We start from the raw sequence: 13390 nt of genomic DNA on the forward strand, positions 1-13390 counted from the left end.
CGGCACCGGGCTGTTGACCAGTTCGTATGAAGTTAGATTAGGCTAACCTAAGTAATGCGTTCCGGATCCCCGAGGAGCTCTCCGCACCATGCCCGCCGTCGAAACGCAGCCCGCCGAAGCGCAGCCCGCCGTCGAAACGCAGCCCGTCGAAACGCAGCCCGTCGATCAGCAGCCCACCGGGGCCCGGCCCGCCGACGTCCCGCTGCTCGCCGCCCAGGCCGCCGTCTGGTACGCCCAGTCGCTCGACCCCGCCAGCCCGGTCTACAACACGGGCGACGCCGTCGAGATCACCGGAGCGCTCGACGAGGAATCCTTCGAAGCGGCCCTGCGGCAGACGGTCGACGAGGCCGAGGCCCTCGGTGCGGTCGTCGTCACCGGCTCGGACGGCATCCCGTACCAGCGCCTGAACCCCGGCCACCGCTGGCCGCTGCACCGCCTCGACCTGCGCGCCGCCGACGACCCGGCAGCCGAGGCCGAGGCCTGGATGCGGGCCGACCTCGCCCGCCCGGCCGACCTCGCCCGCCCGGCCGACCTCGCCACCGGCCCGCTGTTCACCCACGCGCTCATCCGGCTCGCCGACGACCACCGGATCTGGTACCGCCGGATCCACCATCTCGCCGTCGACGCCTACGCGTTGGCCCTCCTCGGCGACCGCGTAGCCGCCCACTACACCGCCCGCACCAGCGGAGCCGAACCGGGCCCCAGCCCCTTCGCGAGCCTCGCCGAGGCCGTCGCCGAGGAGACCGCCTACCGGGCGGGCGAGGACTACCGGGCCGACCGCGCCCACTGGTCCGCCCAGCTCGCCGGTGCCGAAGCCCCGGCCACCCTGCCCGGCATCCCGCCGGGCACCCCCGCCGAGGCTCCCGGGCCCGCGGCCGCCCCGCTGCGCCTGACCGCCACCCTCCCCGCCGGCGCCCGCGAGCGTCTGGAGCGCGCCGCCACCGCCGCCCGCGCCACCTGGGCCGAGCTCCTCCTCGCCGCCACCGCCGGCTACCTGCACCGCCTGACCGGCGCCGAGGACGTCCTGCTCGGCCTCCCGCTCGCCAACCGCCGTGGCCCGGCCGCCCTGCGCACCCCCGTCGCCGCTGCCAACGTCCTCCCGCTGCGCCTCGCCGTCCGCCCCGCCGACGCCGCCGAGGACCTGCTGCGCCAGGTGGTCCGGGCCGTGCGCGCCGCCCGCCGCCACCAGCGCTACCCCCTGGAGGACCTGCGCCGCGACCTCGGCGGCACCGGCGGGCGCCGTGCCCTGTTCGGCCCGATGGTCAACATCAAGGCCTTCGAGGGCGACCTCGACCTGGCCGGCCTGCCCGGCGTGGTCCGCAACCTCGCCGCCGGGCCCGTCGACGACCTCGCCGTGAACGTCTCGCCCGGCCCCGACGGCGCCCTGCGCCTGTCCCTCGACGCCGACCCGGCCCGCCACGGCGCCGCCTCACTGGCCGCCCACCGCGACGGCCTGCTGCGCTACCTCGACGCCCTCGCCGAGCTGCTGCTCGCCGACCCGAGGACCCCGATCGGCCGGATCGACCTGCTGGACGCCGAGGCCCTGCGTCGCGCCACCGAAGGCCGGACCGAACCCCCGGTCGAGCGGACCGTGCCCGAGCTGTTCTCCGCCCAGGCCGCCCGCACCCCGGCCGCCGTCGCCGTCCGCTGCGGCGAAACCGCCCTCACCTTCGGCGAGTTGGAGCGCCGCTCCGACCGCCTCGCCCGCCGGCTGAGCGCCCTCGGCGTCCGGTCCGGCGCACCGGTCGCCCTCGCCCTGCCGCGCAGCGCGGACACCCTGGTCGCGATGCTCGCCGTGCTCAAGGCCGGCGGTGCCTGCGTCAGCCTCGACCTGACCCACCCCCGGCAGCGGCTCGCCGCGGTGCTCGCCGACGCCCGTCCGGTCTGCGCGGTCGGCACCCCCGAGGCGCTCGCCGCCCTCGACCTGCCGCCCGGCCTGGCCATCCTCCGGCCGCAGGACGGCGAGGACTCGCCGGAGGCCCCCGAGGAATCGCCGGAGGCCCCCGAGGCCCCCGAGGAATCGCCCGAGGCCCCCCTGGTGCCCCCGCAACTCCACGACGCCGCCTACGTGTTGCACACCTCCGGCTCCACCGGCCGCCCCAAGGGCGTGGTCGTCACCCATGCCTCGCTCGCCAACCTGCACGCCGGCCACGCCGAGGACCACATCGCCCCCGCCGTCCGCCGCGCCGGCCGCGAGCGCCTGCGGATCGCCCACAGCGCCTCCTTCGCCTTCGACGCCTCCTGGGACCCGGTGCTGTGGATGGTCCACGGCCACGAACTCCACCTGCTGGACGACGCCACCTACCGCGACCCGGCCGCCCTCGCCGCCCACCTCCACCGCGAGCGCATCGACTACCTCGACCTCACCCCCTCCTACCTCGAAGTCCTCCTCGCCGAAGGAGTGTTGGACGAGGGCCGGCACCGCCCGTCGGTGCTCGCGGTCGGCGGCGAGGCCACCCCGCCCGCGCTCTGGCAGCGCCTGGCCGCCGTCCCCGGGCTGCACCCGATCGACCTCTACGGCCCCACCGAGACCACCGTCGACGCCTACGCCTGGACCCCGGGCCCGGACGGCGCCCCGATCGGACGGGTGGTGCGCGGCTCCCGCGCCTACGTCCTGGACGGCTCGCTGCGCCCTGCGCCCGACGGCGTGACCGGTGAACTGTACGTGGCCGGCGCCTGCCTGGCCCGCGGCTACCTCGGCCGCCCCGACCTCACCGCCGAACGCTTCCTCGCCGACCCCTACGGCCCGCCCGGAGGCCGGATGTACCGCACCGGCGACCTCGCCCGCCGCCGCCCCGATGGCACCCTGGAGTTCCTCGGCCGGGCCGACGACCAGGTGAAGATCCGCGGCTTCCGGATCGAGCCCGGCGAGATCGCCGCCGTCCTGGCCCAACTCCCGGGCGTCGCGCAGGCCGTGGTGATCGCCCGCCCCGGGCCGCAGGGCAAGCGACTGCTCGGCTACGTCGTCCCGGCCGCGGGTGGGCTCGCCGCCACCGATGGCCACCCCGTCGCCGGTCACGCGCCCGACCCGCAGGCCCTGCGCGCCGCGCTCGCCGCCCGGCTGCCCGCCCACATGGTCCCGGCGGCCGTCCAGGTGCTGGACGAACTGCCGCGCACCGCCCACGACAAGCTCGACCACCGCGCCCTCCCGGAGCCCGCCGCCACCGCCCGCGGCGCGGCAGCCGCCGGCCCGCAGGAGGAACTGGTCTGCGCACTGTTCGCCGACGTCCTCGGCCTGCCCGAGGCGCCCGGGCGGGAGGACTCCTTCTTCGACCTCGGCGGCCACTCCCTGCTCGCCGGCCGCCTGGCCGCCCGGCTGCGTGAGACCTTCGCCGCACCGGTCGCCTTCGCCGACGTGTTCCGCCACCCGACCCCGGCCGCCCTTGCCGCCCTGCTCCAGGGCGAACCGCAGGTCGAACGGCCCGAGCCCCGTCCGGCCCTGCTGCCCGTACCCCGCGCCGACCGGATGCCGCTCTCGCCCGCCCAGCGCGGCCTCTGGTTCCTGCACCGGCTCGAAGGCCCCAGCCCCACCTACAACATCCCGCTCGCCCTGACCCTCACCGGCCCGCTCGACCGCGCCGCGCTCACCCTCGCCCTCGGCGACCTCACCGCCCGCCACGAAGTCCTGCGCACCGTCTACGGCGAGGAACCGGACGGCACGCCGTTCCAGCGGATCACGTCCCCCGCTCCGGTCGAACTCCACGACGGTGCAGGGGAGCCGGCCGACGCCGTCCGGTACGCCTTCGACCTCGCCGCCGAACCGCCGCTGCGCGCCACGCTGTTCGGCCACGGCCCCGAACGGCACACCCTGCTCCTGCTGCTCCACCACATCGCGGGCGACGGGGCCTCCACCACCCCGCTGCTGCGCGACCTGGCCGCCGCCTACGCCGCCCGGCAGGCCGGTCGCGCGCCCGAACTCGAACCACTGGCGGTCCAGTTCGCCGACCACGCAGCCTGGCAGCGGCACCTGCTCGGCACCGCGGACGAGCCCACGCCGCTCGCCGTACGGCAGAGCGCGCACTGGCGCACCGCGCTCGCCGGACTGCCCGACCAGCTGGACCTGCCCACCGACCGCCCCCGCCCCGCCGTGGCCGGGCACGACGGCGCCACCGTCCCCTTCGCCCTCGGCGCCGAGGCGCACGCGGCCCTCGCCGGGCTCGCCCGCTCCACCGGCAGCACGGTGTTCATGGCCGTCCAGGCCGGCCTCGCCGCCCTGCTCACCCGGCACGGCTGCGGCACCGACATCCCCATCGGCACCCCGCTCGCGGGGCGCGAGGACGGGCAGACCGCCGCCCTGGTCGGCTACTTCGTCAACTCCGTGGTGCTGCGCACCGACACGTCCGGTGACCCGTCCTTCCGGGAGCTGCTCCAGCGCGTGCGCGGCACCGTACTGGCCGCCCACGAGCACGCCGACCTGCCCTTCGACCGCCTGGTCGAGGAGCTCAACCCGGCCCGCTCGCTCGCCCGCCACCCGCTGTTCCAGGTGATGCTCGCCTGGCAGAGCCGCGCCGACGAACCCGTCGCGCTCGGCGGCGGCCTGACCGCCGAGATCGCCGCGATCCCCAGCGGCACGGCCAAGTTCGACCTCACCCTCAATGCGGGGGAGCGGCCCGACGGCGGCATCGGCGGCTTCCTGGAGTACCGCACCGACCTCTTCGACCCCGCCACCGCGACCGCCCTCGCCGACCGCCTCACCCGGCTGCTCGCCGCCGCCGCCACCGACCCGGACACGCCGATCGGCCGACTGCCGCTGATCGGCGCGGCGGAGCGCCGGCGAGCCCTGGTCGAGTGGAACGGCGCCCCGGAGCCCGCTACCCCTCGGTCCACCGTCGACCCGGCCGCCACCCTGCCCGAGCTCTTCGAGGCCGCGGCTGCCGCCAACCCGTTGGCCGTAGCGGTCAGTTGCGGCGACGACCGACTCGACTACACCCGACTCGCCGCCCGCGCCGACCGCCTGGCCCGCCTGCTGGCCGCCCACGGCATCGGCCCCGGCACCATCGTCGCGCTCGCCCTGCCCCGCTCGGTCGACCTGGTCGTCGCCCTGCTCGCGGTGGCCAAGTCCGGCGCCGCCTACCTCCCGCTCGACCCCGACTACCCGGCCGACCGCCTCGCCTACATGCTGGCCGACGCCGCCCCCGCCGCCCTGCTCACCGATCGCGCCACCGCCCCCCGGCTGCCCGAGCACTCCGTACCCCGACTCCTCGTCGACGGACCGGAGTCGGCGAAGTACCCGGCCACCCCGCTCGCCCAGCACGAACGCACCCGCCCGCTGCGCGCCGAGGACACCGCGTACGTCATCTACACCTCCGGTTCCACCGGCCGGCCCAAGGGCGTGCCCGTCACCCACCGCAACGTCGCCCGGCTGTTCAGCTCCACCGACCACTGGTTCGGCTTCGGCGCCCAGGACGTCTGGACCCTCTTCCACTCCTACGCCTTCGACTTCTCGGTCTGGGAGCTGTGGGGCGCCCTGCTGTACGGCGGCCGGCTGGTCGTCGTCCCGCACCTGGTCAGCCGCGACCCGGCCGCCTTCCTCGACCTGCTCGCCCGCGAGCGCGTCACCGTGCTCAACCAGACCCCGTCCGCCTTCTACCAGCTCAGCGCCGCCGACCGGGACCGGCCCGGCAGCGAACTCGCCCTGCGCTACGTGGTGTTCGGCGGCGAGGCGCTGGAACTCGGCCGCCTCGACGACTGGTACGCCCGCCACCCGCAGGACGCGCCCACCCTGGTCAACATGTACGGCATCACCGAGACCACCGTGCACGTCTCGTACATCGCCCTCGACCGGGCGAGCGCCGCCGCCACCAGCAGCAGCACCATCGGCGTCAACATCCCCGACCTGCGGGTCTACGTCCTCGACCAGCACCTCCAGCCCGTCCCGCCCGGCGTCACCGGGGAGATGTACGTCGCCGGGGCCGGCCTGGCCCGCGGCTACCTCGGCCGCCCCGGACTCACCGCCACCCGCTTCGTCGCCGACCCGTACGCCGGGCTGTTCGGCGAGCAGGGCGCCCGGATGTACCGCTCCGGCGACCTCGCCCGGCGCCGCGCGGACGGCGTGCTGGAGTACTTCGGCCGCGCCGACCAGCAGGTCAAGCTGCGCGGCTTCCGGATCGAACTCGGCGAGATCGAAGCCGTGTTGGCCGCCCATCCGGGTGTCGCCGACGCCGCCGTGGTGGTCCGCGAGGACACCCCAGGCGACCAGCGCCTGATCGGCTACGCGGTGGGCACTGCCGGACCCGAGGAGCTCAGGGCCCACGCCGCCGCCGAACTGCCCGCCCACATGGTGCCGTCCGCCGTGGTCCCGCTCGACCGGCTGCCACTGACCGCCAACGGCAAGCTCGACCGCCGCGCCCTGCCCGCCCCCGACGCCCCCGCCGCCGGAGCCGGCCGCCCGCCGCGCAGCCCGCGCGAGCAGCAGCTGTGCCAACTCTTCGCCGAGGTGCTGGGATTGGCGGCGGTCGGGGTCGAGGACGACTTCTTCGCGCTCGGCGGCCACTCCCTGCTGGTGGTCCGGCTGGCCGGCCGGATCCGCGAGGTGCTCGGCCTGGAGGTCGGTATCGGCGCGCTGTTCCAGGCCCCCAGCGTGGCCGCGCTCGACGCCGCGCTGTCCGACGGCGCCCCCGGTGCCGACGCCCTGGACGTCCTGCTCCCGCTGCGGCCCACCGCCCCCGGCCGCCGCGCTCCGCTGTTCGCCGTCCACCCGGCCGGCGGCCTCAGTTGGTGCTACACCGGCCTGATCCGCCACCTCCCGGCCGATGTTCCGCTGTACGGCCTCCAGGCCCAGGGCGTCGGCGCCGCCACGGTCGGCGAGCCGCTGCCCGCCACGATGGAGGAGCTGGCCGCGCACTACGCCGACCGGCTGCGCGAGGTCCAGCCCGAAGGCCCGTACCGGCTGCTCGGCTGGTCCACCGGCGGGATCATCGCCCACGCCGTGGCCGTCCGGCTCCAGGAGCTGGGCCAGCGGGTCGAATTGCTGGCGATCCTGGACGCCTACCCGGCCGAGGGCTTCCGCGACCTGCCCGTCCCCGACCAGGCCGAAGCCCTGGAGGCACTGCTGACCATGGGCGGCTTCGGGCCCGACGACCTCGCCGGGCAGCCGCTCGAACTCGACGCCGTCATCGCGCTGTTGGGGCGCGAGGGCAGCCCGCTGGCCGGCCTCGACCGGGCGACCGTGACGGCGCTCAACGAGATCTACCTCAACACCAACCACCTGGTGCGCGGCTACGACCACCGTCCCTTCCACGGCGACGTGCGGTTCTTCCGCGCCACCGTCGACACCATCGACGAGACCCTGGTGCCCGAACTGTGGGCCCCCTACGTGACCGGCCGGATCGACAACACCGACGTGGCCTGCTCGCACAAGGACATGACCCTGCCCGCCCCGATCGCGCACATCGCGGGCGTGATCGCCGACCGCCTGGAGAACCCCGACCATGAGTGACGCCCCCGCCAACCCCTTCGACGCCGACGGCGAGTTCCTGGCCCTCGTCAACGGCCAGGGCCAGCACTCCCTGTGGCCCGCCTTCGCCGCCGTCCCGGCCGGCTGGACCGTCGCCCACGGCCCCTGCGCGCGCCCCGACGCCCTGGCCTGGATCACCGCGCACTGGACCGACCTGTGACCCCTCCGGCCGTCGCGTCCCCGGCGCGCCCCCTGCTCGCGGGGCGCACCGCGGTGGTCGTCGTGTACACCGCCGCGATGTGCATGAACGGCCTCGACTCGACCATCGTCAACCCCGCTCTCTACCGCATCGCCGAGGACTTCGGCCGGCCCGTCGCGGCGGCCAACTCCGTCGAGACCGCCTTCCTGGTCGGCCTCGCCCTCGGCCTGCCGGTGGCCGGCTGGCTGGGCGACCGGTACGGCGTGAAGCGGGTCTTCCTCGGCGCGCTCGCCGTCTTCACCCTCGCCTCCGCCCTCTGCGCCTCCGCCCCCGGCCTCGGCGCCCTGGCGGCCGCCCGCGCCGTCCAGGGCGTGGCCGGCGGCCTGCTCACCCCGGTCGGCATGACCCTGCTGTTCCGCGCCTTCGAACCGCGGGAACGCCCGCGCCTCGGCCGGATCCTGATCGTGCCGACCGCCCTGATGCCCGCCCTCGGGCCGCCGCTCGGCGGCTTCCTCACCGAACACCTTTCCTGGCACTGGCTGTTCCTGGTCAACCTGCCGGTCGGGATCGCCGCCGTGGCGATCGGCCTGGCCGCCCTGCGGACCGCACCGGAACCCTCGGCGGGCCGCTTCGACACCCGGGGCTTCCTGCTCGCCACCCCCGGACTCGGCCTGCTCACCTACGCCCTCGGCTTCGGCCCGGCCCACGGCTGGACGGCACCGGCGGTCTGGCTCGGCGGGCTCGCCGGGGCGGTCCTGCTGGCGCTGGCCGTTCGGAACCAACTCCGCGCCCCCGAACCGCTGGTGGACCTGCGACTGCTCGCCGACCGGTCCTACGGCGCGGCGAGCTGGCTGGCCCTGCTCACCTCGGCCGCACTGATGGGCGCCCTGTTCGTGCTGCCCCTGCTCTACCAGGCCGCCCGCGGCGCCACGGCCCTGGACGCCGGGCTGAGCGTCTTCCCGGAGGCGATCGGCCTGATGGCCGCCTCCCAGCTGGTCGACCGCCTGCTGCCCCGGCTCGGCCCCCGCCGCCTCGCCCTGCCCGCCCTGCTGCTGGCCGCGGCGATCCTCGCCGCCCTCGGCCTCGCCGAGAACCCGTGGGCCGTACGGGCGTTGATGTTCGCGGTCGGGCTGGTGCTGGGCACCGCCGTGCTCACCGTCCAGATCGCCGGCTTCGCCGACGTCCCGCCGCCCGCGATGGGCCGGGCGATGGCGCTGTTCACCATCCTGCGCACCCTCGGCGGCGCCCTCGGCATCGCCGCCACCGCCGCTCTGATCGGCGCCCTCGGTGACGGCGCCGACCCCGCCCCCTACCGGGTCGCGCTGGCCCTCACCGCCCTCCTGGTCGCCGCCGGCACCCTCCTTGCCCGCCGCCTTCCGCGCGCGGCCTGAGCGTCACCCCGTCCGGCCGGGCGCCACCACCGCCCGGCCGGACCGTCACCCGGTTCTCCGAGCCGAACCGCGACCGGTACCGCACCCGCACCGAGCGGGAGTTCGGCGAGACGATCCGGATCCCCGAACCGTTCGGCTTCGAACCGGACCTGGCGAGGCTCGTCCCCTTACCGGGACTGACCCGGTTTCACCCGTTCGCGGGAACCTGGCGGACCGGTGCCGCGCGGCGGGCGGGGCGGTACTGCATTGGGCTGGCACCTTGCAGGCTGACGCCCGGGACCCGGGCCGCCTCTGGAGGTTCCTCATGACCGTTTCGCTTCCCGAGCTCACCGGGGACTACGTCCTCGACCCCGCCCACTCCCGGATCGGCTTCGTCGCGCGGCACGCCATGGTGACCAAGGTGCGGGGCTCGTTCGGGCGGTTCGAGGGCAGCGCCCACCTGGACGGCAGCGACCCGTCGAGGTCGACCGGACAGGTGGTGATCAAGGCGGAGAGCATCGAATCCGGCGTCGAGCAGCGCGACCAGCACCTGCGGACCAACGACTTCCTCGACGCCCCCAACTTCCCCGACATCACCTTCCGTTCCACCGCGGTCGAGGCGAAGTCCGACACCGAGTACCGGGTGACCGGCGACCTCACCATCAAGGACACCACCCGCCCGATCGGCATCGACTTCGAGTACACCGGCAACGCCGTCGACCCGTACGGCAACCTGCGGGTGGGCCTGGAGGGTTCGGTGACGATCAGCCGCAAGGAGTTCGGGGTGACCTGGAACGCGGCGCTGGAGGGCGGCGGGGTGCTGGTCGGCGACAAGGTGGTGCTGGAGTTCGACCTGTCCGCGATCAAGCAGAGCTAGCAGGGCCGGCGGTGCCCACGGCTGAGGCGGTGGGCACCGCCGTCAGGTGTTCGGGCAGAAGGCCGGGAGCGGCGCACCTCTCGTCCGGGGCGGGCGCGGTCGCGCCGCCGACGGCGGCACGAGGCCTGTCCGGTGCCTCAGCCCGGGGCGGAAGAAGCGTTCTGGGTGAACCATGCGAATCGACCCTAAACCGTCCTGGTGGGTGACCCCAGCAGGTGCGCCAGCCCGTCGGCCAGGCCGCCGCGCCAGCAGGCGTAGTCGTGGCCGCCGTTGAACTCGCGGTAGCGGAGGTCGTAGCCGCGGGCGGTGAGGACGTCCCGCAGGTGGCGGTTCTGGGTGAGCAGCATCCACTCCTGGAGGCCGACCTCGACGTAGAACCGGGCCTCCCGTCGTGGTTCGGCGGCGAAGCGGCGGGTCAGCCATTCGCTGCCCTCGTCGAACTCCGTCTCGTCCGGCCACCAGAAGGAGCCGGACTGGGAGAGCGCGTTGCCGAAGCGGTCCGGCCGCCGGAAGGCCGCGTAGGCGGCGGTGAGGCCGCCCGCGCTCTGGCCGGCGACAACGGTGCGGCGCGGGTCGGTGGTCGCGCCGAACTCGGCCCCGGCCCAGGGGAGGAGGCGGTCGGCGAGGAGGTCGACGAAGGCCGGGTTGCAGCTGAGGTCGTCGGGGCGTCCCGGCCCCATGGTGTGGACGAGCAGGGTGACGGTGGGCGGGATGGCGCCGTCCGCCGCCAGGTTGTCGAGGGTGTCGCCGACGGACAGCACCTGGCCCCACATCTCGCCGTCGAGCAGTACCGCCACCGGGTACGGGCCGTCGCCGCCGTGTCCGGCGGGGAGGTGGACGTCGACCCGCCGGCCGGCCACCGTACGGGGGATCGTCCGCCCGCGCGGCACGCCCTCGCGCCGCCGGACGTACGGCTGGGCGGGGGCCTCGGGCAGGCTGAGCACCGAGGAGGGGTGGCGGCCGTCGCGGGCCGGGAGCCGGGGTTCGGTGTCGTGCGGGTCGGGGCGGGCGTGGTCGAGGACGTGCAGCCAGTCGGCCCGGGTGGTGCCGGGGGCGTCGCCCCGGAACGGGTGGAACTGGTAGGAGGCGCGGTGGTCGGCGCGCAGCCGGTGGGTGAGTTCCCAGCGGTCGTCGCGGCGTCGCATCAGGTGCGGGGTGAGGTCTCCGGCGTGCCGGTCCCGGTCGGTGACGGTGTGCACGAGGGCGAGCACACCGTCACAGTCCTGGTCGGTGGCGACGAAGGTGACCAGCCGGTACGCGGGGTCGTCGGGGTCGGTCTCGATCAGTGGAAAGGCGTTCACGGTTTCCTCGTTGCTTTGTCAGTCGGTCCGGCGGGAGAGCAGCACCCAGAGCAGGAAGGGCCCGCCGAGCACGGTGGTGACGATGCCGACGGGGATCTCCACCCCGCCGATCAGCACCCGGCCGAGGGTGTCGGCGAGCACGACGAGCAGTGCGCCGGTGAGTGCGGAGCCGAGTACGGGGACCCGGGTCGGTCCGGCCAGTCGTGCGGCCAGCACCGGCGCCGCGAGGGCCACGAAGCCGACCGGCCCGCAGACCCCGACGGCGAGCCCGGCGAGGGCGACGGCGAGCAGCAGGCAGGCGAGCCGGACCCGCCCGGGGTCGACGCCCAGTGAGGCGGCCACGCTGTCGTCGAAGCGCAGCACCGCCAGCCGTCGGGCGAGCACCAGGGCGGTCGGCACCAGTACGGCGAGCCCGATCAGTACGGGCGTGGCGATGGCGTAGTCCCGCCCGTTGAGGCTGCCGGAGGTCCAGACGTACAGCGAGCCCGCGGAGTTGAGCGAGCGGCGGGCCAGGGCGACCTGGACGACCGCCGAGGCGAGCGCCGACATGGCGAGTCCGACGACCAGCACCCGGTAGCCGCGGGCGCCGAGCCCGCCGGAGACGAGGGTGACGACCAGGACGGCGGCCAGCGCGCCGAGCGGTCCGGCCCACCAGGCGCCGAAGGTGCCGGAGGCGGTGGCGGAGATCAGCACGGCGGCGGTGGCGCCGTCGTTGACGCCGAGCAGTTCGGGGGTGGCGAGCCGGTTGCGGGCGAGGGTCTGGGTCAGGCAGCCGGCGAGTCCGAGGGCGGCACCGGCGGCGAGTCCGGCGACGATCCGGCCGAGGCGGAACTTCTGCACCAGCAGGACGTCCAGTCGGTCGCCGTAGCCGAACACGGCCTGGAAGGTCCGGCCGAGGCCGAGTCCGCTCTGCCCGGCGTGCGCGGAGACGACCACGGCGGTGAGCAGGGCGGCGGCCAGCCCGAGTCCGCAGAGCAGCGGTCGGCGCGGGACCAGCAGGGACCAGGCGCCGTAGCGCAGCGCCGGGTCCGCCTTTACCGGGCGCGGTTCGGACCGCTGGACGGGTGGGGCTTCGGAGGCGGCGTCGGTGAGCACGAGGGCGGCGGAGCGGCGGGAGCGGACGATGGCGATCAGGGCCGGGGCGCCGACCAGGGCGACGATCACCGAGACCGGCGCCTCGAAGGGCCGGGCCGCCACCCGGGCGAGCACGTCCGCGCCGGTGAGCACGGCGGCGCCGAACAGCCCGGCGAGCAGGGTGAGTCGGCCGATCCGGGGCCCGGCGAGGGCGCGGGCCAGGAAGCCGGCGAGCAGGCCGAGGAAGGAGATCGGCCCGGCCAGGGCGACGGCCGAGGCGGTGAGCAGGGTGACGGCGGCGGCGACGGCCGCGCGGGTGGCGCCGGGGCGGTGGCCGAGGCCGCGGGCGAGGTCGTCGCCGAGGGTGAGGGCGGTGAGCGGGCGGGTGGTGAGCAGGGCGAGCAGGAAGCCGGCGCCGAGGACGGGGGCGAGTTGGCGCAGCGTCGTCCAGCCTTCCACCCCGGCCAGTGAGCCGAGCACCCATACCCGGTAACGGTCGTACGCCTCAGGCGAGTTGACGATGAGGACGCCGGTGATGCCGCCGAAGGTCGCGCCGACGGCGGAGCCGCCGAGCACCAGGCGCACGGGGGAGCCGCCGCCCCGGCCGCCGGCGATCAGCAGCACCAGGGTGCTGGCGACGACGGCGCCGCCGAAGGCGAAGGCGAGGTACCCGTAGGAGGTCTGCACGCCGAGCACGGCGATGCCGAGCACGACCCCGAGCGAGGCGCCCGCGTTGACGCCGAGCAGGCCGGTCTCGGCCAGCGGGTTGCGGGTGACGGACTGGAGTTGGGCGCCGGCGACGCCGAGGGCGGCGCCGACCAGCAGGGCGGTGAGGGTGCGGGGCAGGCGCAACTCGCCGACGACCAGGGCGAGACGGCCGTCGGCGCGGGCACCGTCGCGGTCGAGCAGGTAGTCCAGGACCTTTCCGGGTCCGACCTCGCCGGCGCCGACCGAGAGCGAGAGCGCGGTGAGCGCGAGCAGTACCGCGACCGCCCCGACGGCGACCGCCCAGGCGCTGCCGCGGCGGGCCCGGGCCGGTGGGGGATGGGCGTCGGGCGCGGTGGCGGCGGGCGGTTCGTGGGCGCCCACTTGCGACAATGTCATAAGGTAAGGCTAACCTAATGAACGGGGCGTCCCCTCGGCACCGCCGTCGTGCCGGACCACCCGGACGCC

6 protein-coding genes are annotated in these 13390 nt (G+C 75.6%); 4 read left to right on the plus strand and 2 right to left on the minus strand.

Features of this window, described 5'->3' with window-relative positions; all coding sequences use genetic code 11:
• Positions 1-88: 88 nt before the first annotated feature.
• The 4 genes from ABTY61_RS07920 to ABTY61_RS07935 all read left to right on the plus strand — a co-directional run bounded on the left by ABTY61_RS07920 (position 89) and on the right by ABTY61_RS07935 (position 9842).
• Entirely contained in the window at positions 89-7438 is a 7350-nt protein-coding gene (locus tag ABTY61_RS07920) for a non-ribosomal peptide synthetase (protein ID WP_350504069.1), read from the plus strand.
• Positions 7431-7616 (plus strand): MbtH family protein, encoded by a 186-nt coding sequence (locus tag ABTY61_RS07925; RefSeq protein WP_350504070.1) that lies wholly within the window; start codon positions 7431-7433, stop codon positions 7614-7616. Before ABTY61_RS07920 ends, ABTY61_RS07925 begins: the two co-directional genes overlap by 8 nt.
• On the plus strand, positions 7613-8986 hold the full coding sequence (locus tag ABTY61_RS07930) for a DHA2 family efflux MFS transporter permease subunit (protein WP_350504071.1): 1374 nt from the start codon (positions 7613-7615) through the stop codon (positions 8984-8986). The genes ABTY61_RS07925 and ABTY61_RS07930 overlap by 4 nt, the downstream gene beginning before the upstream one ends.
• A gap of 304 nt (positions 8987-9290) precedes the next feature.
• Positions 9291-9842, plus strand: coding sequence for a YceI family protein (locus ABTY61_RS07935; protein WP_350504072.1), 552 nt, complete (start codon positions 9291-9293; stop codon positions 9840-9842).
• Positions 9843-10027: 185 nt separating this feature from the next.
• Here the strand turns inward: ABTY61_RS07935 and fes are convergent, their stop codons facing one another.
• Positions 10028-11143 (minus strand): enterochelin esterase, encoded by a 1116-nt coding sequence (fes, locus tag ABTY61_RS07940; RefSeq protein WP_350504073.1) that lies wholly within the window; start codon positions 11141-11143, stop codon positions 10028-10030.
• A gap of 18 nt (positions 11144-11161) precedes the next feature.
• A complete protein-coding gene (fhuB, locus tag ABTY61_RS07945) occupies positions 11162-13321 on the minus strand; it encodes a Fe(3+)-hydroxamate ABC transporter permease FhuB (protein ID WP_350504074.1) in 2160 nt (719 codons plus the stop codon).
• Positions 13322-13390 lie beyond the last annotated feature (69 nt).

The organism is Kitasatospora sp. NPDC096128 (genome assembly GCF_040303105.1).
Classification (GTDB): domain Bacteria; phylum Actinomycetota; class Actinomycetes; order Streptomycetales; family Streptomycetaceae; genus Kitasatospora.

Bases quoted from the DNA above. Each gene is read 5' to 3' on its own strand.
- ABTY61_RS07920 (WP_350504069.1), top strand. From the start codon at position 89: ATGCCCGCCGTCGAAACGCAGCCCGCCGAAGCGCAGCCCGCCGTCGAA.
- ABTY61_RS07925 (WP_350504070.1), top strand. From the start codon at position 7,431: ATGAGTGACGCCCCCGCCAACCCCTTCGACGCCGACGGCGAGTTCCTG.
- ABTY61_RS07935 (WP_350504072.1), top strand. From the start codon at position 9,291: ATGACCGTTTCGCTTCCCGAGCTCACCGGGGACTACGTCCTCGACCCC.
- fhuB (WP_350504074.1), bottom strand. From the start codon at position 13,321: ATGACATTGTCGCAAGTGGGCGCCCACGAACCGCCCGCCGCCACCGCG.